Below are 25,482 nucleotides of genomic sequence, written 5' to 3' on the forward strand. Positions count from 1 at the left end.
TCGCGCTGTTTGCGGGTCTTCGTCGATTCATACCTTGACAGGCAACCATTTGGTTGCCTATAAGATCGCAATAGGCAACCAAATGGTTCCATATTTAACATGGATGAAGATGCGGTTTTTCGAGCTCTGGCGGATGGCAGCCGGCGACGCCTGCTGGATCGCCTGCATGCGCGCAACGGCCAGACGCTCGGCGAATTGTGTGAAGGACTGGAGATGACGCGCCAGGCGGTGACGAAGCATCTCGGCATTCTCGAGGAAGCAAACCTTGTTTCCACGCGCCGGCAGGGGCGCGAGAAGCTGCATTACATCAATCCGGTTCCGATCAACGAGATCGCGGACCGTTGGATCAGCAAATTCGAGCGCCGTGCGTTAGAGGCGCTCTCCGATCTCAAGAAGAGCCTCGAAGGCAGCAAAGACGAATGAATCGTCCCGCCTGCCGGCGAGGGTGTGACCAAGCCTTGGCCAAAAGGAGTACGATCATGGCTGGCAGCGCATTCAATTACGTCACCTATATCCGCACTACACCGGAGCAGCTCTGGTCGGCACTCACGACATCGGAATTCATGAAGAAATTCTGGCTCGGCGTGCAGTTCGAGACCGATTGGAAAGTCGGTTCTGCCTGGCAGATGAGCTATTCCGACGGAACCGTTACCGATACAGGCGAAATCCTCGAATTCGATCCGCCCAAGCGGCTTATCCTGAAGTGGCATAATGAGTTCAGGCCGGAGCTCAAGGCTGAAGGGTTTTCCCGGTGCGTGATGGAGCTCGAGCCGGTCGGCGAGGCGGTCAAGCTGACGCTGACACATTCGATGCCGATAGAAGGCTCTAAATTCATCGGTGCCGTTTCCGGCGGGTGGCCACAAATTCTCTCCAACCTCAAATCGCTGCTGGAAACGGGCGAGGTTGTTCTGCCGCCCAACCGGTGAAGGACCAGCGATGGGTGGATTTCCACCCATCGCTTTAACCATTTGTTTCCAAATCAACCCATGCTGCGGTGCACTGTCGCAAAATCGTCATTCCTCTCCTCGCCTCGCGATTGCGACTATCCGTCCCTGGCCTGCAAATGGGACATCCGAGCCGGTGCGGAGGATGCGCCGGCGGAACGACCATTTTCATCAGGGAGGAAAACGATGAAAATCCTGAAGGCCATGCTCGGCGTGACCGCCGCCGCTGCCGTTTCGCTGCTCGCTTATTCTGCTTCGGCGCAGACTTATCCCGAACGCACCATCACCATGGTCGTGCCTTTCGCAGCCGGTGGCCCGACCGATACCGTCGCGCGCCTCGTTGCTGAATCCATGTCGAAGGATCTCGGTCAGCAGATCGTCGTCGAAAACGTCGGCGGTGCTGGCGGCACGCTTGGCGCCGGCCGCGTCGCCGATGCCGATCCGGATGGTTACACGATCCTGCTGCATCATATCGGCATGGCGACCAGCGCCACGCTTTACCGCAAGCTCGCCTACGACACACTGAACGCCTTCGAATATGTCGGTCTCGTCACCGATGTTCCGATGACGATCGTTGCCCGCAAGGATTTCGCACCGACCGATCTGAAGGGCCTGATCGACTATGTGAAGGCGAATAAGGACAAGGTCACCGTCGCCAATGCCGGTATCGGTGCGGCTTCCCACCTCTGCGGCATGATGTTCATGAGCGCCATCCAGACGCCGCTGACGACCGTTCCCTACAAGGGAACCGGCCCGGCCATGACTGACCTTCTCGGTGGCCAGGTCGATATCATGTGCGACCAGACGACCAATACGACGAAGCAGATCAAGGGCGGTACGATCAAGGCCTATGCCGTGACATCGCCGGCCCGCCTCGATGTGCTCAAGGATATTCCGACGGCGGTCGAAGCCGGCCTGCCGGGTTTCGAAGTCGGTATCTGGCACGGCATCTACACGCCGAAGGGCACGCCGGCCGAAATCAATGAGCGCTTGTCGAAGGCGCTGCAGGTCGCGCTGAAGGACCCGAACGTCGCCGCCCGCTTTGCCGAACTTGGCACCGCTCCCTCGTCGGACGCTGATGCGACGCCGGCGGCGCTGAAGGCGAAGCTCGAGAGCGAAATCACCCGCTGGAAGTCCGTCATCGAAGCTGCCGGCGAATACGCGGACTGAGCCTGACTGCCGCCTCGCCACCCTCCTCCCAATCGGGAGGAGGGTGTTTGCGCAGCCTCGTATCCGTCGCGACGCTTCATCTCCAACCCCAGGAGACATCATGAAATCTCTCAGTTTCGACACCACCAATGTCATCTGCGGCGCCTTGCTTGCCGCGACCGGTGCCTTCTTTGCCTATCAGTCGCTCAACCTCGATATCGGTACGGCGCTGCGCATGGGACCCGGGTATTTTCCACTGGTCCTGTCCGGCATCCTCGTCCTGCTCGGCCTCATCATTCTCGTGCAGGCGGTGCGGGTTCAGGGTGAGCCGATCGATCCCTTCGCCTGGCGCGGCATGCTCTTCATCCTGCCCGCACCGGTCTTTTTCGGATTGACTGTGCGCGGGCTCGGTTTTGGGCCGGCAATCTTCCTGACGGCCTTCATCGCTTGCTTTGCATCCAGTCGCATGAATGTGCTGTTCGCGCTGGTTCTTTCGCTGCTGCTGACGGTCTTTTCGGTTGGGGTCTTCAGCTACGCGCTCGGGCTGCCGTTCGAGCGTTTTGGCCCCTGGGTCCGGTTCTAGGAGGCGGGTATGGAACTCTTCAGCAATCTCGCACTCGGTTTCTATACGGCGGCAAGCCCGGAAAACCTGTTCTTCTGCCTGATCGGTGTGCTGCTCGGCACGCTGATCGGCGTGCTGCCCGGCATCGGCGCCACGGCAACGATCGCCATGCTGCTGCCGATCACCTTCCAGCTCGAGCCGGTCTCCTCGCTCATCATGCTCGCCGGCATCTATTACGGCGCGCAATATGGCGGCTCGACGACGGCAATCCTCATCAATATGCCGGGCGAATCCTCCTCGGCAGTGACAGCCATCGACGGCTATCAGATGGCGCGGAAGGGCAGGGCTGGTGCTGCGCTTGCGATCGCCGCGCTCGGCTCCTTCTTCGCCGGCACGGTATCGACCTTCCTCGTGGCTGTCTTTGCTCCGCCACTAACGGCGATTGCGCTGCAATTCGGCTCGGCCGAGTATTTCTCACTGATGATCGTCGGGCTCGTATCCTCGATCGCACTGGCGCATGGCTCGGTCGTCAAGGCACTGGCGATGGTGGCGCTGGGGTTGCTGCTCGGCCTTGTGGGCACGGATATCTATACCGGCACGCCGCGCTTCACGCTCGGCATCCGCGAATATGCCGATGGGCTGAATTTCGTGGCTCTTGCCGTCGGCGTCTTCGGCATTGCGGAAATCCTGCGCAATCTGGAAGGCGAGAAGACCCGCACCGTGCTGATGGCAAAAGTCTCAGGGCTGTTGCCGTCGAAGGAGGAATTCAAGGAGATGATCGCGCCGGTTATTCGCGGGACGGTCATTGGTTCGGCGCTCGGCATCCTGCCGGGCGGCGGAGCGATCCTTGCTTCCTTCGCTTCCTATACGGTGGAAAAGCGTGTCTCGAAGAAGCCGGAAGAGTTCGGCCACGGCGCAGTTGCCGGTGTCGCCGGACCGGAATCAGCCAATAATGCCGGTGCGCAGACCTCGTTCATTCCGCTGCTGACACTCGGCATCCCTGCAAATCCGGTCATGGCGCTGATGGTCGGCGCGATGATCATCCAGGGCATCGTGCCGGGGCCGAACGTGGCAACGGAGCAGCCGGCGCTATTCTGGGGCATCATCGCCTCCATGTGGATCGGCAACCTGATGCTCGTCATCCTCAATCTGCCGCTGATCGGCCTGTGGGTGAAGCTGCTGACAGTGCCTTACTACGTGCTTTTCCCCGTCATCATGGCCTTCTGCTCGATCGGGGTCTACAGCGTCAATTCCAACGTCTACGACCTCTACGCCGTCGCCTTCTTTGGCCTCATCGGCTACGTGCTGGCGAAACTGCGCTGCGAGCCGGCGCCGCTGCTGCTCGGGTTCGTGCTCGGACCGCTGCTGGAGGAAAACCTGCGACGGGCCATGATCCTGTCGCGCGGCGATGCGACCACCTTCGTCACGCGGCCGATCAGCGCCATCCTGCTGACGATTGCCGTGGCGGTTTTGATCATCGTCTTCCTGCCGAGCGTCAAGCGCAAGCGCGAGGAGGTCTTCGTCGAAGAGGCGTAAGGGCTTGCGCTTACGGCCTGTTTGTTGAAAAAAGAACGATCTGATGCGGGCGCCGTCGGGCGCCCGTTTCGCTTTACAGGATATCCAGGCTCATGAGCATTCCCGCCCGGATCAGCAACGATCTGCCTTTTCTAACCTCTCTCCGCCGTGATCTGCATGCCCATCCCGAACTCGGCTTCGAGGAAGAGCGTACCAGCGATATCGTCGCGAAACTTCTGGATGAGGCGGGTATCCAGGTGCACCGCGGCCTTGGCGGCACCGGTGTCGTCGGAACGCTGCAGATCGGCAATGGTACGCGCAGGATCGGGCTGAGGGCAGATATGGACGCGCTCGCCATGCCGGAAACGGCGGATCGCCCTTACAAGTCGACCGTGCCGGGCAAGATGCATGCTTGCGGCCATGACGGGCATACGACGATGTTGCTCGGCGCGGCACGGTATCTGGCTGAAACGCGCGGTTTTTCCGGCACCGTGCATTTCATCTTCCAGCCGGCCGAAGAGGGCCGTGGCGGTGCGAAGCGCATGGTGGAGGAAGGGCTGTTCAAGCAGTTTCCCTGCGATGCCGTCTATGGGCTGCACAATATGCCCGGGCTTGCCGTGGATGAGATCGCGGTCGTCGAGGGGCCGCAGCTTGCTTCTTCGGATAGCTGGCGGATCATCTTCCGGGGTGTGGGTACGCACGGCGCAAAGCCGCACCTCGGCCGCGATCCCATCACAGCTGCCGCCACTTTCCTTTCGTCTCTGCAGACGATCGTCGGGCGCGTCATCGATCCCCTTCAGCCGGCAGTCGTCAGCGCCTGCTCACTCCAGGCCGGCAATCCGAAGGCATTGAACGTCATCCCCGATATAGTCGAGATCGGCGGAACGGCGCGGGCCTATTCGCCTGAGGTGCGTGACCAGCTTGAAGCCGAAATCGGCCGTCTGGCACAGGGAACCGCCGCCATGTTCGACATTTCGGTAGACTATGAATTCGAACGCCGCATTCCACCCGTCGTCAATGACGCGGATGCGACTGTGCGGGCGCTAGGCGCCGCACAGGCGGTGTTCGGTGAAAAGGCGCGTACGAGCTTTCCGCCGTCGACTGCCGGCGACGATTTCGCCTTCTTCGGGCAAAATGCGCCCGGTTGTTATGTCTGGCTTGGCAACGGCCCGGCCGTCGATGGAGCGCTGCATCATAATACAGCCTACGACTTCAATGATGAGGCGCTCGGATATGGAGCTGCCTATTGGGTGGCGCTGGTTGAGCGGGAGCTCAAGGCTGAGGCGTAAGCCGCCTCAAAACGTTTCCAGTATGGGGCTTTCCAACACCTTGCCGGTAATGACGTCGGCAATGCCGCGGTCGGTCTGATGTGGGCCGATATTGCAGGCAAGTGTCGCGCCGAAGCAGGCTTTGAAGACCAGATAGGGCGGTTTCCAGTCGACGATCTTTTCCATTGCCTTGCGGATGGCAGCAAAGCCATCGGCGGTTTCCTGCAGGGATGCATCCGTCACGAGGCCGGAGAGTGGCAGGGGCAACAGGGCTTCGATGCGCCCATCCTTTGCCACGGCCATGCCACCGCCGGCGTCGATGACGGCATTGGCGGCAAGCGCCAGATCACTGATATTTCCTCCGAACACAGTGAGGTTGTGGCTGTCATGTGAAACCGTGGTGCAGAAGGCGCCGCGCCACTCACCCCAGCCGGTCAGGAAGCCGATGCGCGGCTTGCCATCCGCCAGTCCATGGCGATGTGCAACCGCTATCATGGCGCTGCCAGCCGGCGGTACGACGAAGCCGTCGCGGACATCCGCTTCGGTTGCTCCCCACTGGGTGAAGCGTGGACGGTCGATTGTTGCGAGGCGCACCTTCGTGCCGTTGGCGGGAATGCGGAAATCGTCTTCGGCAAGCGGTGCGAGCTTGACCGATTGCATGAGCGGCCCGGCGTCGAACGACGGAAGGCGATCCCTGACCATGCCATTTTCGGCGATTAGTCGGCCGTTGGCGATGACGGCGCGGGTCTTGAATTCGCTCATGTCCTCGAACAGCACGAGATCGGCGCGGCGTCCGGCGGCGATGAGCCCGAGGTCGGAACGCTTCAGGCGTTGCGCGGCATTGAAGGTCGCGGCGCGCAATGCCCATTCCGGGCGCATGCCGTAGCGCACGAGGCGACGCACGACGTCGTCGAGGCCGCCATTCTGATAAAGTTCATCGGGGAAGACATCATCCGTGCAGAGCGTGACGGTCGGTGGAAGGTGGCCGATGCCGTTCAATGCATCGACAAATTCCTTCAGCAGATGATCGTGCGAGCCGCGCAGCTCGATCGTCATTCCGGCCGCCAGCTTCTGCAGCAAATCGGCGCCCGAAGTGAGCTCGTGATCGGAGGTTATACCAGCGGCCATGAAGGCGTTGAGATCGGTACCCTCCAGTCCACGGGCATGACCGCAGACGAGCTTGCTGGAGGCGAGGCCGGCATTGACGATATCAGTCATGCGCGGATCGCCGTCGATGACGCCGCGCATGTTCATGACTTCCGCCACGCCACCGATCGCCGGCGAGCGCAGCAGCTCGGCGATGACACCGGCGTCGAAATCTGCACCGGCGAGTTCCAGGCCAGGGGCGGAAGGAACGCAGGAGGGGGCAAGCAGGATCGTGCGCAGCGGCAGATTGCGCGAGGCTTCGATTGCCCAGCGTACCCCGTCGAGACCATGGACATTGCCGAATTCGTGCGGATCCCAGACGATCGTTGTCACGCCGCGAGGCAACACGGCTTCAGCATATTCAGCCGGCGTGACCATCGAGCTTTCGATATGCATATGCGTATCGATGAGGCCGGGAGAGATGATGCTACCGGCTGCGTTGATTATTTTGGCAGCGTCCGTGCGGCTCGCCGGTGCGTGGACACTTGCGATCAAAGCGTCGATGAGGCCAATATCGGCCTCGCGGATCAGGCCTGTGACGGCATCGAGAATGCGGCCGCCGGCCACAAGCACATCGAAGGGAGCATCGCCGCGGGCGGCAGCAACAGCGCGGGCGCGTAAGGCGGGCTCGTTGAGATCGGCGGGTTCCTGGCGCGGAGTAGCGGTCATTTGCGAGCCTCGTTGACCAGGGCGGCGAGAATGATGACACGCGCCATGTCGGCATCGATGTCGGCGGCGAACTGTGCATTGAACGTGGCGTGAGTGGCGCGGGTTTCAACGACCGTGCGCCCGCGCGTATGCTGCCCCAGCAATTCGACGTCGATGCGGGCAGGGCGGAAGCTCACCACTTGCGGAGCGACGAAGGCGACGGCAGCCGAAGGATCATAGATCGCCATAGCGGGACGACCGCGGTTCGTGCCAATGCGAACATAACCTGCGAACATATCGGCGATCAGCTCGGCATTGGTGCCGCCGGCAGCGCGGACCGGATCGGCATCCTCGGGTTTCGCAAGAACCTTGCGGCAGAGATCGAGATCGACCATGCGCAGTGGCAGCTCGTGGGCGATGATGATTGCGAGCGCCTCTGGATCGGCGAGCGCATTGAATTCTGCGGAGGCCGTATGATTGCCGGAGGTAACACCGCCGCCCATCCAGACGAGTTCGGTGATGCGGGCGGCAAGATCGGGCCGGGCGAGCGCGAGTGCGGCGATATTCGTCAGCGGTCCAAGCGCCAGAATGCGGTGAGGGCCTTCCAGTTCCAGCCAGCGGCAAAGCGCGACGAAGGCATCGCTATCCGGCAGGATCGGGGCCGGCGGCAGATGTCTACCGGTCGTCGGAATGCCGCTTTCGCCGAGGATCGCCTGGGCAGTCTCTAGCTTGCCGAGAACGGGCATGTCGCGGCCGGTGTGGATCGGAAATTTCCAACCGAAGGCCTTGGCTGCGCCCGCCGCATTGGTGCGCACCTGCGGCAGCGGCGCGTTGCCGAAGACCAGCGAGACACCGTCGATGTCGATCTCGGCATTCGTCACCACCATGATGGCGGCAATGTCGTCGAAGCCCATATCCGTGTCGATCCAGACGCCCATGATGTTCACCCGAAACGTTTGAGGCTTGCGGAGGCTGCGACCGGCAGGTCGAAGGAGATCATACTGCCGAGTTCGTATTGCGGCAGGGCGGCATCGACTTCCGCCTTGATCGGGCCGAGCACGCTGTCCAGCAGATATTCGCGGCTATTGCCGGCAAAGGATGTGCCACGCACGGTGCCGTGGAAAGGGCCAGAACCAAGGACCACCGCACGCGGCCGCCAGGCCAGGCCCGCCGCACCGTCAGGTGCTGCGGCGGAAAGCGCGACAGGGCCGTTCGGCGTCGCAAGCTTTCCGTCCTTCAGCGCAAAGATGTTTTCGAAACCGACGAAATCGGCGACGAAGGAGGAAACAGGCTTGTTGTAGATGTCCTCGGGCGTGCCGATCTGTTCGATACCGCCGTTCAGCATGACAATGATGCGGTCGGCGAGCGCAAGCGCTTCTGCCTGATCGTGGGTGACGAAGATCATCGTTACGCCAGTTTCCTTCTGGACGCGCTGCAGCTCGGCACGCATTTCAAGGCGAAGGCGGGCGTCGAGGTTGGAAAGCGGCTCGTCGAGCAACAGCACTTTCGGCTCCATGACCATGGAGCGGGCGAGCGCCACGCGCTGCTGCTGGCCGCCCGAAAGTTCGCCCGGCTTACGGCCGGCAAATTTCGCAAGGCCGACGGATTTGAGGCCGGCATTGACCTTGCCATCCAGAACCTCGCCGCGAAGGCCCTTCAAGCGCAGGCCGAAGGCAACGTTTTCATAGACAGTCAGATGCGGGAACAGCGCGTAGGACTGGAAGACGAGGCCGACGGCGCGCTTGTTGGCGGAGACGCGGGTGATCTCGGCGCCATCGAGATTGATGCGGCCGGAAGCGGGGTTCAGCAGGCCGGCAATGGCGCGCATGGTCGTCGTCTTGCCGCAGCCGGAAGGGCCAAGAAGGGCTACCAACTCGCCCTTGGCAATCGACAGGTCGAGGTCCTTCACCGCGACCGTATCGCCATAAGCGAGCGTCAGCTTGTCGAGTTGAAGGTAGGCATCAGACATAGCGTGAGAATCCCAGGAAGCGTTCGGCGAGGAAGACGATGCCGATCGAAAGGAAGGCGAGCAGCGCCGAAAGCGCGGCAACGGACGGGTCGTAGGTTGTCTCCATATAGCCCAGCATGTCGATCGGCAGCGTGCGCACGCCAGGGCCGGAGAGGAAGAGCGAGACCGGCACCTGATTGAAGCTGGTGACGAAGCCGAGGATGAAGGCCGCGAGAATGCCGCCGCGGATATTCGGCATGACCACGCGGAAGAAGGCGCCGAGCCGCGAGGAGCCGAGCAAGACCGCGGCTTCCTCGATGTCCGAGCGCAGGTTGCCAAGGCTTGCGGACACCACGCGCACTGCGTAGGGCAGCACGAGTGCGGTATGGGCGAAGAAGAGAGCCAGCGTGATGTTGAAGCCGAAAGGCACGACCAGGTAACGTAGTAGTGCCAGGCCGACGATGATGCCGGGCACGATGATCGGCAGCGAGACGATGGTTCTCACCGTCTCTGCGCCCAGCAGACGGTAGCGCGACAGGCCATAGGCGGCGGGGATGCCGAGAATGAGGGCCGCCAGCGTGCCGAAGACCGCAAGGAACATCGACATGGCGAAGCTCTCGCGGAAACTATCGATGGTGAAGACCTTGGCGACCCAGCGCAGTGACAGGCCCTGCGGTGGAAAGGCCAGCGTGTCGCCGGCCGAAAGCGAAGCGGCGATGATGATCAGGAAAGGGCCGATCAGGAAGACCAGCAGCAGGAACAGCACGACCGGCGAGAGGAGGCGGATGCTCATCGGCTGTTCCTCGCTGTAGCAAGCCTTTTCAGCAGGATATTGGCGGCAAAGCTCATGACGATCAGGATGAAGGCGATGACGCTCGCCGAGACGAAATTATTGGCGACGGAGACCTGCTGATACAGCAGCGTTTCCAGCATCAGCACCTTGGAGCCGCCGAGGATGGCCGGCGTGATATAGGCCGTCAGCGAGCCGGTGAAGACCAGCGTGCCGCCGACGACGAGGCCTTCCTTGGTGAGCGGCAGGATGACTTTCCAGAAGACCTGGAACCAGTTGGCACCGAGCACGCGGGCAGCTGGAATGGCATCCTTCGGCATGTTCTCGAGTGCGCTGATGAGCGACAGGATCATCAGCGGCAAGAAAAGTTGCAGCAGGCCGATGAAGACGGCGGTTTCGGTGAAGAGCAGTCGCAGCGGTTCCGCACTCAGGCCGAGGCCGGTGATGGCTTCATTGACGATGCCGGTGCGGCCGAGAATGACGATCCAGGCATAGGTGCGGGCGACCGGCGAAATCATCAGCGGCAGGGTGATGAGGCCGATCATGCGGCCCTTGCCCTTCGGCGGAAGATTGACGATCGCAAAGGCAGCGGTATAACCGATGATGGCTGAAACAGCCGTCACTTCGAGGCCGAGCCGGAAAGTGCGGAAGAAGACGGTGCGGTTCAGCGTTTCGGAGAAGAAATCCGTATAGGCGGCAAGTGTCCAGGCTCCACCACTGCGAAAACCTTCGGAGAGCAGGATCGCGACGGGCAGCAGAAAGACCACGGCGGCGAAGATCGCTGCCGGCAGGGCAAGCGCCAGGGCTTCTGCGCGGTTCTGAAACATGAGACGCCTTTCGAGCGGAGGAAGGGTCGGTCCCGGTCGGTGCCGGGACCGATTTCAGCAGTGGCTTACTGGCCGACCTTTTCGTTCCATTCCTTCAGCCAGCCATTGCGGTTGTCGAGGGCGGCTGCGGAGGGGATCAGCTTCAGGCTCTTGGCGGTGTCTTCGCCATAGGTGATGTTGTTGGCGACCTTGTCGGAGACCTTGACCTCCTTGTTGGCCGGGCTGTCGATCAGCTTTTCGGCGAGCTTGGTTTGGACTTCGGTCGAGAGCCAGAAATCCATGAACTGCAGGGCGAGGTCCTGGTTCTTCGAACCCTTGGTCAGGACCAGCACGTTCATGCCGCCGGTCTGGCCTTCCTTCGGCGTTGCCCAGGCGACGGGGACGTTGAGCTTGGTAAAGCCTGCCCAAGAGAAGCGGCCGATCGGAGCGGCCCAGATTTCTTCCTGCTGCATCAGCTGTACGAGCTGGGAAGACTTTTCATAGAAGGTGACGATCTCGTCCTTCTTTTCGCCAAGCGCCTCAATCGGCGCCTTGAGATCAGGCGTGTCCTTGCCGAGCGCGAGGCCGAGCATATAGAGCGCCGGTGGGCCCTGGTTGGTCGTGACGTTCGGGAAGGCGACGTGACCGACATATTCCGGCTTCAAGAGATCGGCCCAGGACTCGATCTTCATCTTGTCGGAGCGATAGGCGATCGAGGTGGCGTAAAAAGTGTAGCCGACGCTCATGCCGTCGCTGTTAGGATCCTTGGCGACATCATAGAGCTTGGAGAAGTTTTCGAGCTTGGACGTATCGACCTTGTCGATCAGGCCGGCGCGGGAAGCGGCAAGGCCGTCAGCCATGGAGACAGCGGCGAGATCGACCACAGGATTGGCCTTGTTGGCTTCCATCTTGGCGATGCGCTCGACGCTGTTGCCGGTTTCGACAACGAGCTTGCAGCCGCACTTGGCTTCGAAGGGATCGTAGACGATCGTCTTGTAGTCATCTTGCGCGAAGGCGTAGACGGAAATGGTGAGCGTGCGTTCCTGTGCCGCGGCGCCGAGGGGGGAAAGTGCGGCGAGCGCCACTGATGCAATAAGAGCTTTCTTCATTCTATAAGTTCTCCATCTCTGAGGTTTTTGGTGCCGGGTTCGCGAGCCCGGATGACTGGCGGATGATGAGTTGCATGGGCACACGTTCGGTCTCCGCCGTAACCAGCACGCCCTCTCGTGTGCCGCTTTCGTTTATTCTGTCGACCAGTGCCGAGACGGCGATTTCGGCGATGGTATCCATGTCCATCCTTACCGTCGTCAGCGACGGCGTGACGACAGGCGACCAGATGAGATCATCGAAGCCGGTGACGCTGACATCGGCGGGCACGCTGATCCCCTCCTGCTGCAGTTCGGTCAGCGCGCGCAGCGCCTGCAGGTCGGAAAGGGCGGCAAAGGCGGTGAAGCCCTGACGTGCCTTTTCCGCAAGGCCCAGCCGGCAACCGGCGCCCGTCTCGTTCTCCAACCGCTCGATCCAGAGTGTTTCGGAGCGCATGCCAGGCTGCAGGCCGGCCCTGATGCCGCCGGCTCTGTCGTTCTGGACATTGGATTCGTGATTGTTGCCGATGATCAGGATCTGCTTGTGACCGAGGCCGGCGAGATGGGCGGCGATTTCCCTGCCGCCCTGCCAGTGGTCGGCAGCGACCGTATTGCCGGGCGTGGAGGCGGTATCGATGACTGCGACCGGGCAGCTTGCGGCGGAAATGCGGGTGGCGCGGCGCGGTACGACCACCATGCCGTCGACGCCACGCTCCACCAGCCGGTTGATCGCCTCAGTCTGCGCCGTGATATCGCCGCGGGAGTCGGCGATCAGCACGCCATAGCCTGCAGCTGATGCAGCATATTCGATGGCCTGGGCGATCTTCGGAAAGAGAGGATTGGCAATGTCGGGCAGGACGAGGCCCAGCACGCCGCTGCGGCCGGTGCGCAGAGCCCGGCCGGCCTGGCTCGGCACATAACCGAGTTCGGCAGCATGCGTGCGAATTCTCTCGATCAGAGCGTCGGAAACCCGGCCTTTGCCGGAGAGCGCATTCGAGACGGTCGCAACAGAGACGCCGAGCGACGTCGCTATCCTGCTGAGATTGGGTCCCGGACGTTGTGAAGCCATTGTTTCGAAGTGCTGCGCTTAATCGTTTAATCAACTGCATAGCGTAGCGATTGCGGCTTGTCGAATCCAAATTCTTCCCATGCGCATATTATCTATCCCGGCAGATATCCACGCAAAGAAAAAGCCCCGCGGAAAACCGCGGGGCTTCGAATAACACTATGCGAGGACCTTAGCTGCCCTTGGTAACCTTGACCGGTCCCGGACCGGTGGTCTTGCCGCCCGGAGCGAAGCCGCCACCGGTTGCGATGTTGAGCGCAGCGTAATCCTTCGCCATCTGCTGAACAGCGGCGGCAAGGCTTGCCTGAGCGAGAGAGACCTGACGCTGGGCGTCGAGAACGTCGAGCAGCGAGGAAGCGCCGTCCTTATAGGATGCCGTCGAAAGCTCGAGGGTTTCCTGCGTCGTCCGGACCTGGGCGCGCAACGCGTCAACCGTCTGGGCGTCGCGGCGAACGGCCGAAAGGGCATCCTCGACCTGCTGGATTGCCGTCAAGACGGTCTGTTTCCAGGCGAGATAGGATGCGACTGCATCGGACTTGGAAACGTCGACATTGGCGCGCAGGCGGCCACCATCGAGGATCGGCAGGTTCAGCGTCGGGCCGAAGGACCATGCCGACAGGCCGCCGTGCAAGCCGCGTTGGTTGATGTAGCTCGGCGAGATCGAACCGGATAGCGAGATCGACGGGTAGAGCTGAGCCTCTGCGACACCGATCTGGGCGGTAGCCGCGGCGAGGTTCCGCTCGGCCTGGCGAATATCCGGCCGGTTGCGGATCAGGTCGGCCGGAATGCCGGAATTGATGCCGCCGCGGAAAGTCGGCTGGCCGGAGCCACGCAACAGTTCATCGACCATCGAACCGGCCGGCTGGCCGAGGAGGGTGGCGATATGATGAGCCGAAACGCGGATGTTGGTTTCGAGGCCGGGAATTTCTGCCAGCGTCGACTGGACAAGACCTTCAGCCTGAACCACGTCGAGGCGGGACGCCGCACCTGCATCAAGCTGGAACTTAGTGAGGTCGTAGGTTTCCTGACGGGACTTCAGGTTGGCCTTCGAAAGCGCCAGGCGCTGCTGGAAGAAGCGCAGATCAATGTAGGTTGAGACAAGGTCCTGGATGTAGGACAGCTTGGCGATGTCGGCACCCGCGTAAGCGGAATCAAGAGAGGCGAGGGCGCTTTCCTTGCTGCGCTTGTAGAGCCCGAACAGGTCGAGCAGCCAGGACAGGGAAAGCTGTCCGGCGCTGGTATTGCGGGTGTTAAATTGGTCGCGCAGCTCGCCGGTCTGGCCGCTGACGGTGTGGGAAGCGCCGACATCGAGGGCGGGCAAGGCACCGGCGCCGGCGATGGTTACGTTGGCGGATGCGGAATTGATGCGCTCGATCGCTTGTTGAATCGTCAGGTTCTGGCTAAGGCCGGTCTGGACAAGGCTGTCGAGCTTGCGGTCGTTATAGGCGGTCCACCAGGCCGTGGTAGCGACATCGCCGATGTTCTTTTTGCCACCTTCACTGAATTTTCCAGGAAGCGCCATTTCAGGAGGTACGTGATCAGGGCCTACTACACAGCCCGACAGCAATAACAATAGCGCCGGTGTGGCATAACGAAGAGATACCATGCATTTCATCCTGTAACTCGAGCAAGTCAATTCTTGTCCGAAGCGTCATGCTTCACTATCGGCCTGACGCGCCTCGTTCCTTACGCTAAACACATGCCGAAGCAGTCCGTGCGCAATGTAGCAATCCGGAAAGCTTTCTCACAGTGCATTTATATCACACTCCCGCCTCATTTTTTTGCCGTGTGGCAAAGATGCGGCGGATCACGACGAAGAAGGACGGCACGAAGAAAATGCCGAGCATCGTCGCCGAAAGCATGCCCCCAAGCACGCCGATGCCGATCGCATTCTGGGCAGCGGAACCCGCGCCCGTTGCGATGGCCAAAGGCACGACGCCGAGAATAAAAGCCAAAGAGGTCATGATGATCGGGCGCAGGCGCAGCCTTGCTGCTTCCAGCGTTGCCTCGATGAGCCCCATGCCCGTCTCCATTCGGTCTTTTGCGAATTCCACGATCAGGATCGCGTTCTTCGCGGCAAGGCCGATGGTCGTGAGCAGGCCGACCTTGAAATAGACGTCGTTCGCCTGCCCGAATAGTGTTGCTGCGGCAAGTGCGCCGAGCACGCCGACCGGCACTGCCATGATGACCGAGAACGGGATCGACCAGCTCTCGTAGAGGGCAGCCAGGCAAAGGAAGACGACGAGAACCGAAATCGCGTAAAGCATCGGTGCCTGCGAGCCGGAGAGCCGCTCCTGATAGGAGATGCCCTGCCAGGCGACCGTGTAGCCGCCGCCGAGCTGTTCGGTCAGGGCTTCCATCTCGTTCATGGCTTCACCCGAGGAGACGCCAGGAGCTGCCGCTCCGTCGAGCGGGATAGCACTGACGGCGTTGAAGCGAGCGAGCGACGGCGCGCCATCGACCCATTGGGTTGTCGTGAAGGCGGAGAAGGGCACCATCTCGCCCGCGTTGTTGCGGGCATACCAGTGGTTCAGATCGGTCGGCTGCATGCGGAAGGGCGCGTCGCCCTGAACGTAGACCGGCTTGATCTCACCGTTCAGCGTGAAATCGTTGACGTCGCGGCCGGTGAAGATGATCGACAGCATGGAGTTTACCGAGGCGAGGTCGACACCCATGGCGCCGATCTTCTCCTGATCGATCAGGATCTTCATCTGCGGCTCGACTTCCTTGTTGTTCGAACGAAGTGCCACGACCTTGCCGGTGGCGCCAGCCATCTGGATCAGCCGCTTGGAAGCGGCCGTCAGAGCTTGATTGCCATGACCGCCTGTGTCCACCAGATACATGGAGAAGCCGCTCGACACGCCGAGACCCTGGATCGCGGGCGGCAGCAGCGCAAAGACCTGCGCCTCGCGGATCGTGAAGAAGTTCTTGAGAGCCCGGTTGACCACCGACTGCGCGCTGAGATTGGGATCGGTGCGCAGCGAAAAGTCCTTGAGCTTGGTAAAGACGATGGCGCTGTTCTGGCCCGAACCGTTGAAGCCGAAGCCGAGCGCGCCGAAGACGGAATCCACCGCATCCTTCTCGTTTTCGCGGAAGTATTTTTCGACCTTTTCAACGACGGCCTGCGTCTGCTGTGTGGTGGAGCCCGGCGGCGTGGTGACGATGGTCAAGAGTACGCCCTGGTCTTCCTGCGGCAGGAACGAACTGGGCAGGCGCGTGAAAAGATAGGCGCAACCGACGCCGACCAGCAGGAACAGCAACATGACGCGGATTGGCCGCTTCAAGAGGTAGCCGATGGTGCGGACATAGCCGTTGGTCGAGCGGGTGAAGTTGCGGTTGAACCAGTCGCCGATGCGATGCTTCTTATGCTCGTTGACCGGCTTCAGCATCGTGGCGCAGAGCGCCGGCGTCAGCACGATGGCGACGAGTGCAGACAGCAGCATGGCCGAAACGATGGTGATGGAGAACTGGCGATAGATGATGCCGGTAGAGCCGCCGAAGAAGGCCATTGGAATGAAAACGGCGGTCAGCACGAGAGCGATGCCGACGATGGCACCGGTGATTTCACCCATCGACTTCTCGGTCGCTTCGAGCGGCGAGAGCTTTTCCTCCGACATGATGCGTTCGACATTTTCCACGACGACGATGGCGTCGTCGACGAGAAGGCCGATCGCCAGCACCATGGCAAACATCGTCAGCGTATTGATCGAATAGCCTGTTGCCGCAAGGACGCCGAACGTGCCGAGAAGCACGACGGGAACGGCGATAGTCGGGATCAATGTCGCGCGCAGGTTCTGCAGGAAGATAAGCAGGACCACGAAGACGAGCACGATCGCCTCGATCAGCGTATGCACGACCTTCTCGATTGACAGCTCGACGAAGGGGGTCGTGTCGTAGGGATAGGTGATCTCGACGCCTTCCGGCAGGCCACGGCCGATCGTTTCGAGCGCGGTGCGGACGCGGGTGGCGGTGTCGATGGCATTCGCGCCGATCGCAAGGTTGATGGCGAAACCTGATGATGGCAGGCCATTATAGCGCGAGCTGCCACCATAGCTTTCCTGACCGATCTCGACGCGGGCGACATCGCTGAGGCGGACTGTCGAACCGTCCTTTTCCACCTTCAGGATGATGTGCTCGAAATCTGCGACGGTGGTGAGCTGGCTCTGTGCGGTGATGGTCACGTTGATCTGCTGGCCCGGGACAGCCGGCTGGGCGCCGAGCGAGCCGACGGAGACCTGGGTATTCTGTGCCTGAATGGCCGAGGTCACGTCGCCAGGGGTAAGCTGGTATTTCTGCAGCTTGAACGGATCCAGCCAGACGCGCATGGCGTAGCCGGAGCCAAATACGTTGATGCTGCCCACGCCTTCCAGGCGCTGGATCTGGTCCTCGATCGAGGTCGACATGATGTTGCCGAGGTCGACGGAGGTGCGCTTGCCGTCCGTCGAGACCAGCGAGCCGACGAGAAGAATGCTCGAGGTGGAGCGCGTGACGCTGATGCCGGCATCGATGACGTCGCCTGGGAGCTGCGACTGGACGAGCTGCAGCTTGTTCTGCACTTGCACCTGCGCGATGTCAGGATTGATGCTGGTCCCGAAGGTCAGCGAGATACTGGCTGAGCCTGTCGATGAGGTCGAGGTCATGTAGGTGAGGTCGTCGAGACCAGTCATGCCGTCTTCGATGATGGTGGTCACCGATTTTTCGACCGTCTCGGCGCTCGCGCCGCGATAGCTGGTGTTGATGCGGACCGTGGTCGGCGCAATGTCCGGATATTGCGAGATCGACAGCGTGAAGATGGCGAGCAGACCTGCGAGCATGATAGTGATCGCAATGACCCAGGCGAAGATCGGTCGTCGGATGAAAAACTTGGCCATCGGTTATTCCTGTACGGCTGGGACGGTGACGATACGAAAGTGCCTGCGCATTACTTTGCTGCAGGTTTCTGTTCGCCTCCGGCCACCGGCTGATCGGCAGGGACAACCACGCCGTTGTCGTTGATCTTCATTGGAACCGGCTTTACCGGCATGCCTGATACAATCGACTGCAGGCCGCTGACGATCAGCTGATCGCCGTCCTTCACGCCTTGCGTCACCAGCCAGGAATTGTTGGAGGGTGTGGCATTTTCGAAGACACGGGTCTCGACCTTGCCCTCGGCGGAAATGAACTGTGCGGTCAGGCGGCCGTTGGCATCGCGAGCTGTTGCAAGCTGCGGCAGGGAATATCCGGCTTCAGCACCGAGCTCGACTGTGGCGCGGACATACATGCCCGGCAGGACGACGCGGTCTGGATTTGGGAAAACCACGCGAATGATGAAGGTGCCGGTCGTTTCGCTGACGACCTGCTTCGACATGTCGAGCTTGCCCTTCTGATTATATTCACGGCCGTCTTCGAGGATCAGCCGGAACGCGATGTTGTTGTCCTCGCCCTTGACCTCGCCGGCAGCGATCGCATCGCGCAGCTTCAGCAGGTTGGTGCTCGATTCCGTCAGCGAAATGTAGATCGGATCGAGTTGGCGGACGGTGGTCAGTGCGGTCGACTGGTTGGCCGCAACGACGTTGCCGATGTTGTAGGCCGTCTGGTCGATGACGCCGTCGAAGGGGGCAGTGATCTTCGTGTGATCGAGGTCGATCTGCGCCGCGCTCAATGCCGCCTTCGCGGATTCGACCTCTGCATTTGACTGGGCAAGGGCCGTGCGGGCGGTTTCGAATTCGATCTGTGTTGCGCCGCTGCCGACCAGACGCTGGTAGCGGTCGAAATTGCTCTGGGCGCTCGGCACGCCTGCCTGAGCCTTGGAAATCGCAGCCTGGGCCTGCTCGACCGCTGCGCGGTAGGCGGCATCGTCGATCTGGTAGAGCAGATCGTCCTTCTTGACTTCGCCGCCTTCCTTGAACGCGATTTCACGGATGATGCCGTTCACCTGCGGGCGGATATCGGCCACTTGGAAGGCTTCGGCGCGGCCAGGCAGGATCGTGGTGATCGGATAGGTATCCTTCTTCAGTGTGACCACACCGACCGGGGCAGCCTGCTGGGCAGCGCCGCGTGCGCCTGCATTGCCGGCGGGTTTGCTGCCGCTCTCGTTGCAGGCAGCGAGGCCCATAACGAGCAAAAGGGCCGTGGAGACGATGAGGGCACGCCGAATCATGCTGAATTCCTGTGCGGTTGGCAGTAGCGGTTCAATCGCCGGCCCTATGAGGCGCCGCTCTATATAAGAGTGATGATTGATCCGGAAACAGATGCCGTTATCCCATATTAAGAAAAGCTTTACGAAGTGACGTAATTCAGCAATCGTCACTTAGCAAGGGTTATTTTGCAGTGCGGCATCCACGAAACACACGATTTTTTCTGCACGGTGAACAAGTGTGTTTTTGTCGTCCTTGGCAATGAGAATGGGATGCAGAACACAGGCCAGAACGTCTGCAACGGTGCGGGCTGCCGCGTCCGTATTGTCGCAATGGTAATTGCCTTCGGCCACGCCTTCGCGGATGATCTCGCCGAGCTTTTGCTCTATCCGTTCGCGATAGCGATGACCGGCGTCGAGCTTGGCGTCGATCGTCGAGATCACCATTTCGAAGATGTAGGGGTTCTGCTGGATGTCCTGCAGATGACTGTCGAGTAGGCGCAGGACGAAGCTCAGCAGTTGCTCCTTCGGTGGCAGGCTGGTGTCGACGGTGGCGAAGCGCTCCGTGGCATTGCCGAGATGGCGCTCGGCAATCGCATCGACAAGCAGCGCCTTTGATTGAAAATGCTTGAAAACATTGGCCGGGGACATGTGCAGCGACGAGGCGATATCGGCGATGGAAACCGCGACGAAGCCGTGCTGGCGAAACAGCGTCTCCGCCATCGAGAGGATATCCTCCCTGGTCTCTTCGGCCTTGCGTCTGGGCCTGCGTGCCATCTGTCCCCCGCCGGGCTTGGCCCGGCACCCCTTTTCCCAATGCTAGCGCGTTTGGTTTAAAGGCTGCAAGCAGGCTTGCAGCTTTGTCTTTAACGGTTCAGGAAAAATAGGGCGCGAGATTTGCCCGGACACGCACCGCTGGCGTTTCACCGCTGTCGTCGCGTACGAAGCGCCCACCGGTGATCCATTCATAGGCTTTGATATACACGGCCGAGGTCTGCTCGATCAGCTCGACTGGAATTTCCGGAATTTCATCCTTGTAGGGGTCGCAGCGCTCGACCACCCAGGCGCGCACGAAGTCCTTGTCGAAGCTGTCCGGCCGCTTTCCGGCTTCGAAGGCAGCGGGATAGGTTTCCGCCACCCAGTATCGGCTGCTGTCGGGCGTATGGATTTCGTCGGCGAGAATGATGTTACCATTCTCGTCCGTGCCGAATTCATATTTGGTGTCGACAAGGATCAGGCCGCGTTTTGCCGCCATTTCCTGGCCGCGGGCGAAAAGTGCCAGCGCATATTTCGAAAGCGTTTCCCACTGCTCTTTCGTCAGCAGTCCGCGGCTGACGATTTCGGCCGGCGTCAGCGGCTCGTCGTGGCCGCCATCGAACTCCTTGCTGGTCGGCGTGATGACCGGCTCGGGAAGAATCTGGTTGTCGCGCATGCCGTCGGGCAGGAGCATGCCGTACATCTCGCGCTCACCCTTTTTATAGAGCGTCAGGATCGAGGTGCCGGTCGTGCCGGCGAGATAACCACGCACAACGATTTCGACCGGAAGAATGTCGAGCCGCTTGCCGATGACGACGTTCGGATCGGGATAGTCGAGAACGTGATTGGGGCAAATGTCCTTCGTTGCCTCGAACCAGTAGCGGGCCGTCTCAGTCAGCACCTGTCCCTTGTAGGGAATGCAGGTCAGGATGCGGTCGAAGGCGCTCAGCCTGTCGGTGCTGATGATGATGCGCCGCCCATCCGGAAGATCGTAATTCTCGCGCACTTTGCCACGATAGTAGTTCGGCAGTTCCGGGAAATGGGCTTCGGAGAGAATACGCACGGTGCCTGGCTGTCCTTCTATCGGCTTAGACTGTCCCTGCTCTAGTTTCATTGCCGGGGAAGTCAAGCAAAGGCTCATTCAAAGCCAGAAGAGGGCGATGAGAATGAGCGTGACTATATAGCCGGCGAGCGTCAGCGGCCAGCCGGCGCGCAGGAAATCGCCGAAGCGGTAGCTGCCGATGCTCATCGACAGGGTATTGTTGTGATGGCCGAAGGGGGTCAGGAAATCCTGCGAGGCGCCGGCCGCCACCGCGATTAGATAGGCCTGCGGCGGCTGCTGGCCGGCTCTTGCAAATTCCAGCGCAATCGGCGCAAGCACGATTGCGACCGTCGCGTTGTTGACGAAGGGCGTCAGCGCCATGGCGAGAAACAGAACGAGTGCAATGCCCCAGAGGGGATGGCTGATCGGGAATGCCAGGCTCAGCCATGCCGCGATGGTCTCGGCCGTGCCGGTTGTTGCGACCGCCTGGCCGATCGGGATCATCGCGGCGAGCATGATGATGATTGGCCAGTTGAGATCCGCCATTGCATGGCGAATGTTGAGATAGCCGGGCAGTGCGAGCGCCAGCAACACGAAGGCAAGAGCAATATCGGGGCGTAGGCCGAAGGCGGAAGCGACAACGCCGCAGGCAAAGATTGCAAAAGGCTGCCATGAAGCTGACGATCCGGGGGAGGGCGCTGCGGAGGCAAGCGGCAGGCATTCACACTCTTCCAACGCCTCAGCTATCGCCGCTTTCGGGCCTTCCAGCACCAATATGTCGCCGATCGACAGCTGCAGATCCGCAAAGCGTCCTTCTATGCGGGGAGAACGCATCGACAGTGCCGAGATCGTGACCCCGCGATTGCGGAAGACCTCGAGTGAGGCGATGCGGGAGCCGACGACCGTGCTTTCCGGCATGACGACGGCTTCGATGCTGACGAAATCCGGCTGCAGTCCGTGCGGATGGGCGTCTGGCACCAGCGCCTGCGAGGCGGCCAGATCCGCGAAGACCGAATCCGCGCCCTGCGCCAGCAGAATATCACCCGGCTGGATGACCGATTGTTCGAGCGGGCCAAAGACGAAAGCCCTGTCGCGGATCAGGGCATGCGCCTGGATGCCGAAACGCTCGGGACATTGGGCAAGTGTTACGCCGACGAGCGGCGAATGCTCGGGAATGCTGCGTTCGACGATGATACGGCGGGCCGGCGGAGTTGGCATTTCTGCGGCCTCGTCGGGCTTCGAAAACAATCGCTGCACGATCAGCGCAATCAGCAGAATGCCTGTTATGGCGACCGGAAGCCCGACATAAGCGAAGTCGAAGAAGCGGAAACCTTTGCCGGTGGTTTTCTCAAGCGCATTGCTGACGAGAAGATTTGCGGGCGTGCCGATCAAAGAGACGAGACCGCCGAGAAGAGCGGCGAAGGAGATCGGCATCACGAGCTGCCGGCGTGGAATGCTCATGAGCGTGCTCAGCCGCAACGCCAGCGGCAAGCTGATCGCAAAGGCACCGATATTGTTCATGAAGATCGAGATGAAGCCGGTCAGAGCGGAGACGCCTGTTATGACCCGGAAATGCGAGAGACCCGATGCCACGAAGCGCTCGGCGAGGCTGTCAAAGAGTTTGGTGCGCGCCAGTACTTGGACGATCAGCAGGATTTCGACCACGGTGACGACGACAGGGCTTGCGAAGCCGGCAAAGATGCTATCGGCGGGATAAAGACCGAGCACATAACCCGCAAGCAATCCGCCGATCGAGATAACTTCCATGCGCAGGCGGTCGAGGGAGAACAGGAAGAGCATCGCCACCAGCAGGATCAGGAGGGCTGCTTGCTCAAGCGTCATCGGTGGTTCCTGTCTTCGATCACACGCCGAATGTAGCTCTTCGTCTCGCGCTGTATAGCCTGTTCAGACGAAAGAATGATCGGTCCTCACATGTGATCTTGATGTCGCTCAGGCAGGTCTGTGCCATTTTCCTTCGGCTGTTCGCTCCAGGATGGGCGTGGTAAAAACGCCTTTCGTGCGGGCCTGCCATTGAGGGCCTGCGGCGTCGAGTTTGGCGCGCCAGCGGTCCGATTGCAGCATGGCCGCGCCAATGACGACGGGTTCTGTGCCGCAGCTTGCGAGCAGATCGAGACCTGCGACGATCGAGGTCCCGCTCGATATGACGTCATCGATCAGCGCGACGCGGCGTCCTTCCAGGAGGGGTAGCATGCGCGGATCGACATAGAGCCGTTTCTGTTGTTCCGGCGTGGTGATCGATGAGAGGGCGACCGACAGTTCGTCGCGATACCAGAATTTGCGGGAGGTGCCGAGCGGCACATAACGGCTGTGGCCGAGCTTCTGGGCGACGGCCGCCGCAAGCGTCAGGCCGAGTGTCGGCAGGCCGGCGACCACATCGATGCCTGATGGTTCTATCTTTGCCGCAAGGTTTTCGGCGAGCACATCCAGCACCGCAAAGCTTGCCTGATTGATGATCAGCGAGGCCAGCGCATGCTCACCATCCGAAAGTACCCGGATTGGCAGCCGCAACTGCCTGCCATCTTCCAGTTCCGCTGTAAAGAAGGAGGTGAAATGGCCGCCCGGTTCGAAACTGCCCGGCGGATGGATCTCCTGCCAGAAATCATGCGGCTTCATCTCGTTCATTCTCAATCCCGTATTGCCTTGCCGGTACCTACCTTCCGGCGAAGGTCCTTCAGTTCAGATTCAGTCAGCGCCCTGACCGATCCCTTCGGCAGGTCGCCAAGCTCCAGCCCACCGATCGCGACACGCACGAGCCGCAGGCAGGCGATATCGAGCGCTTCCAGCATTCGGCGGATCTGCCGGTTGCGGCCCTCCTGCAATTCCACTTCGATCCAGGAATTGCGGTCACCCTCGCGCAGCTTGCGGGCAGCGGTCGCGCGCAGCAGTTCGCCGTCATGCCGAAGACCTGACATCATCGCCGCCAGCATGTCGTCATCGGCGATCCGATCGATCTGCACATGGTAGGATTTCGAGACGTGGGTGATTGGATCGAGCAGCGTCTGTGCGAATTCCGTATCGTTGGTAAAGAGCAGCAGCCCCTCGCTCGCCTTGTCGAGCCGACCGACAGGAGAGAGGTGTGGGGCATCAAAATCGGCCAGACAGTCATAGACGGTCGGGCGGCCCTCCGGATCATGACGAGTAGTCACAAGGCCGCGCGGCTTGTTGAGCATCAGGTAGATCCTGGCCTCTGCGACGATCTCTTTGTCATCGACCTTGATAAGGGCGGTCGAAAGATCGACCCATGCCGAGGTATCTGTGACAATGCGATCACCGACCGCGACGCGGCCCTCAGCGATCAGCCGTTCGGCCTGCGTGCGAGAACAATAGCCAAGCTTGGAGAGCGCACGTGGAAGCGTGACCCGCTTGCCGGCCGGTTCGGCCTGAGGTCTGTTGCGTTCGTGTGTTTTCTGTGGTGATCGCCGGCCTTTCACTTCGCCATCCCTGATGCGATTGCGAAAGCCGTTCTTTGCACGAACGACGCACGGATGCCAGCAATGGTGCTCGAAATTCTGGGGAGTAGGGGATTTCGGATGCCGAAAGAAATCATCGACGCTTTAGGCAAAGCGCAGTGGGCAAGAAGAGTTTTTCTATCGCCTCAAGTGCAGGCCATAAAACCGGCGAGTTCCTGCCGGCTCATCACAATGCCGGCTGCGGCCTTGGCCGGGTCCGGATGCGTATACGAGAGGCTCGGCATTTCGGGCAGATCGAGCGCCTGGCGCATGTTCATAATGCCGACTGCGCGACGTCCATCGCTGCCGTCGACGCTGACTTCAACGATCAGCTTCTCTCTCTTATTGTCCATAATGTCCTCCCTTCATTTTTATGTTCCTATCAGTCGCATTAAAAATTGGTTTTTCTAAGACATAAGTGTTTACGCATCCTGCAAAAAATGGATCTGCAGGATGCGTAAGAATACGGGATCTGGAGCTTGGCAGTTCAACGCCACCAGTGACGCGGCTCGGGCTGCGAGGCGCCCGACAACATATAACCTGCCAGGAAGCCGATCGCGCCGGCAACCAGAAGCGCCGTCGTGGTCGCTGCCGGGTGTTCGCGGGCCGTGCCGGCGACTGCGGCACCTTCGGCCCGGATCTGGGCGACAGCGCTCTTTGCGCGGGGAAGCGCGTCTTCGTAAGCCCTGCCGGCGCGGTCGCGCACTTCATAATAGGCTTCGGCGCCCTGAGCGGAAATCATCTTCTGCAGGCGGGAGACCTCCTGCTGCAGAGCGGCGATATCCTTGCTGACGGAAGTTCTGAGATCATCGGTATTGGCGGCCATGTCTGTCTCCTTTCCTTCAATGGGGAGGGAAACACGAAAAACCGCGTTAGGTTCCGAACCTTTCGCCACAATCCAATATGACGGTTGTTTGACATTAGTGATGGGGTCGGCGTTTATTCTGTGTTAACCATAAAATTGGCCAAGGCACTGTTTTTTCCTGGCCTTTCCGCGTTTTCTGGAGGGGTTCCGAATGATTTTTTATCGCCTGGTAAAAGATTGTTCGGGGATTTTGCCCCAAAGGGCGGCCTGTGGATAACTTTCCACCAGAAAATCCCCTGTCGAATCAACCTGTTACAAAAATGTCAAAAAAGTTGGATGAGTAGTGTTGACTGTTTTGGTGGGGTGG

General features: G+C 60.6%; 24 protein-coding genes. 7 read left to right on the forward strand and 17 right to left on the reverse strand.

Annotated elements, in window-relative coordinates; all coding sequences use genetic code 11:
• Positions 1-99 precede the first annotated feature (99 nt).
• The 6 genes from ACR9ZQ_RS29875 to ACR9ZQ_RS29900 all read left to right on the forward strand — a co-directional run bounded on the left by ACR9ZQ_RS29875 (position 100) and on the right by ACR9ZQ_RS29900 (position 5,459).
• A complete protein-coding gene (locus ACR9ZQ_RS29875; RefSeq protein ID WP_037072691.1) occupies positions 100-423 on the forward strand; it encodes an ArsR/SmtB family transcription factor in 324 nt (107 codons plus the stop codon).
• Positions 424-479: 56 nt separating this feature from the next.
• Positions 480-926, forward strand: a complete 447-nt coding sequence (locus ACR9ZQ_RS29880) for an SRPBCC family protein (protein ID WP_481429265.1) — start codon at positions 480-482, stop codon at positions 924-926.
• Between the two features lie 204 nt (positions 927-1,130).
• On the forward strand, positions 1,131-2,114 hold the full coding sequence (locus tag ACR9ZQ_RS29885) for a tripartite tricarboxylate transporter substrate-binding protein (protein ID WP_481429266.1): 984 nt from the start codon (positions 1,131-1,133) through the stop codon (positions 2,112-2,114).
• Positions 2,115-2,214: 100 nt separating this feature from the next.
• Complete coding sequence (locus tag ACR9ZQ_RS29890) at positions 2,215-2,676, forward strand: tripartite tricarboxylate transporter TctB family protein (protein ID WP_481429267.1); 462 nt, start codon at positions 2,215-2,217, stop codon at positions 2,674-2,676.
• 9 nt (positions 2,677-2,685) lie between these two features.
• The gene (locus ACR9ZQ_RS29895; RefSeq protein WP_113323760.1) at positions 2,686-4,191 is read left to right on the forward strand and encodes a tripartite tricarboxylate transporter permease; all 1,506 of its coding nucleotides are present in this window, start codon (positions 2,686-2,688) and stop codon (positions 4,189-4,191) included.
• 92 nt (positions 4,192-4,283) lie between these two features.
• A complete protein-coding gene (locus ACR9ZQ_RS29900; protein WP_481429268.1) occupies positions 4,284-5,459 on the forward strand; it encodes a M20 aminoacylase family protein in 1,176 nt (391 codons plus the stop codon).
• 6 nt (positions 5,460-5,465) lie between these two features.
• Here the strand turns inward: ACR9ZQ_RS29900 and ACR9ZQ_RS29905 are convergent, their stop codons facing one another.
• The 17 genes from ACR9ZQ_RS29905 to ACR9ZQ_RS29985 form a co-directional block, all read right to left on the reverse strand.
• A complete protein-coding gene (locus ACR9ZQ_RS29905) occupies positions 5,466-7,253 on the reverse strand; it encodes an adenine deaminase (protein ID WP_481429269.1) in 1,788 nt (595 codons plus the stop codon).
• A complete protein-coding gene (locus ACR9ZQ_RS29910) occupies positions 7,250-8,170 on the reverse strand; it encodes a nucleoside hydrolase (RefSeq protein WP_481429270.1) in 921 nt (306 codons plus the stop codon). Before ACR9ZQ_RS29910 ends, ACR9ZQ_RS29905 begins: the two co-directional genes overlap by 4 nt.
• 5 nt (positions 8,171-8,175) lie before the next feature.
• Positions 8,176-9,201 (reverse strand): ABC transporter ATP-binding protein, encoded by a 1,026-nt coding sequence (locus ACR9ZQ_RS29915; RefSeq protein WP_113323757.1) that lies wholly within the window; start codon positions 9,199-9,201, stop codon positions 8,176-8,178.
• Complete coding sequence (locus ACR9ZQ_RS29920; RefSeq protein WP_310383347.1) at positions 9,194-9,973, reverse strand: ABC transporter permease; 780 nt, start codon at positions 9,971-9,973, stop codon at positions 9,194-9,196. The genes ACR9ZQ_RS29915 and ACR9ZQ_RS29920 overlap by 8 nt, the downstream gene beginning before the upstream one ends.
• Complete coding sequence (locus tag ACR9ZQ_RS29925) at positions 9,970-10,797, reverse strand: ABC transporter permease (protein ID WP_481429271.1); 828 nt, start codon at positions 10,795-10,797, stop codon at positions 9,970-9,972. The genes ACR9ZQ_RS29920 and ACR9ZQ_RS29925 overlap by 4 nt, the downstream gene beginning before the upstream one ends.
• Positions 10,798-10,862: 65 nt before the next feature.
• Positions 10,863-11,885, reverse strand: coding sequence for an ABC transporter substrate-binding protein (locus tag ACR9ZQ_RS29930; protein ID WP_310383343.1), 1,023 nt, complete (start codon positions 11,883-11,885; stop codon positions 10,863-10,865).
• A 1-nt stretch (position 11,886) separates the two neighbouring features.
• The gene (locus ACR9ZQ_RS29935) at positions 11,887-12,930 is read right to left on the reverse strand and encodes a LacI family DNA-binding transcriptional regulator (protein WP_310383342.1); all 1,044 of its coding nucleotides are present in this window, start codon (positions 12,928-12,930) and stop codon (positions 11,887-11,889) included.
• Between the two features lie 169 nt (positions 12,931-13,099).
• Complete coding sequence (locus ACR9ZQ_RS29940; protein WP_310383340.1) at positions 13,100-14,533, reverse strand: efflux transporter outer membrane subunit; 1,434 nt, start codon at positions 14,531-14,533, stop codon at positions 13,100-13,102.
• 154 nt (positions 14,534-14,687) lie between these two features.
• Positions 14,688-17,798: an efflux RND transporter permease subunit gene (locus ACR9ZQ_RS29945; RefSeq protein WP_481429272.1), complete on the reverse strand. Its 3,111-nt coding sequence runs from the start codon at positions 17,796-17,798 to the stop codon at positions 14,688-14,690.
• Between the two features lie 50 nt (positions 17,799-17,848).
• The gene (locus tag ACR9ZQ_RS29950; protein ID WP_481429273.1) at positions 17,849-19,066 is read right to left on the reverse strand and encodes an efflux RND transporter periplasmic adaptor subunit; all 1,218 of its coding nucleotides are present in this window, start codon (positions 19,064-19,066) and stop codon (positions 17,849-17,851) included.
• Positions 19,067-19,216: 150 nt separating this feature from the next.
• Entirely contained in the window at positions 19,217-19,819 is a 603-nt protein-coding gene (locus ACR9ZQ_RS29955) for a TetR family transcriptional regulator (protein ID WP_025555532.1), read from the reverse strand.
• A gap of 97 nt (positions 19,820-19,916) precedes the next feature.
• Positions 19,917-20,861 (reverse strand): phosphoribosylaminoimidazolesuccinocarboxamide synthase, encoded by a 945-nt coding sequence (locus tag ACR9ZQ_RS29960; protein ID WP_481429274.1) that lies wholly within the window; start codon positions 20,859-20,861, stop codon positions 19,917-19,919.
• Between the two features lie 78 nt (positions 20,862-20,939).
• Positions 20,940-22,682 (reverse strand): SLC13 family permease, encoded by a 1,743-nt coding sequence (locus ACR9ZQ_RS29965; protein ID WP_481429275.1) that lies wholly within the window; start codon positions 22,680-22,682, stop codon positions 20,940-20,942.
• Positions 22,683-22,790: 108 nt separating this feature from the next.
• The gene (locus ACR9ZQ_RS29970; protein WP_481429368.1) at positions 22,791-23,474 is read right to left on the reverse strand and encodes a phosphoribosyltransferase; all 684 of its coding nucleotides are present in this window, start codon (positions 23,472-23,474) and stop codon (positions 22,791-22,793) included.
• Between the two features lie 11 nt (positions 23,475-23,485).
• Entirely contained in the window at positions 23,486-24,292 is an 807-nt protein-coding gene (locus ACR9ZQ_RS29975) for a pseudouridine synthase (protein WP_113323746.1), read from the reverse strand.
• A 164-nt stretch (positions 24,293-24,456) separates the two neighbouring features.
• A complete protein-coding gene (locus ACR9ZQ_RS29980; protein WP_025555529.1) occupies positions 24,457-24,663 on the reverse strand; it encodes a hypothetical protein in 207 nt (68 codons plus the stop codon).
• Between the two features lie 134 nt (positions 24,664-24,797).
• Positions 24,798-25,136 (reverse strand): hypothetical protein, encoded by a 339-nt coding sequence (locus ACR9ZQ_RS29985; RefSeq protein ID WP_310383326.1) that lies wholly within the window; start codon positions 25,134-25,136, stop codon positions 24,798-24,800.
• A gap of 84 nt (positions 25,137-25,220) precedes the next feature.
• On the opposite strand from ACR9ZQ_RS29985, the gene ACR9ZQ_RS29990 reads away from it, so the two are divergent.
• On the forward strand, positions 25,221-25,482 hold a 262-nt coding region (locus tag ACR9ZQ_RS29990; RefSeq protein ID WP_481429276.1), incomplete at its 3' end, for a hypothetical protein.

The sequence above is a fragment of the Rhizobium sp. KNZ14-9A genome (assembly GCF_056755015.1).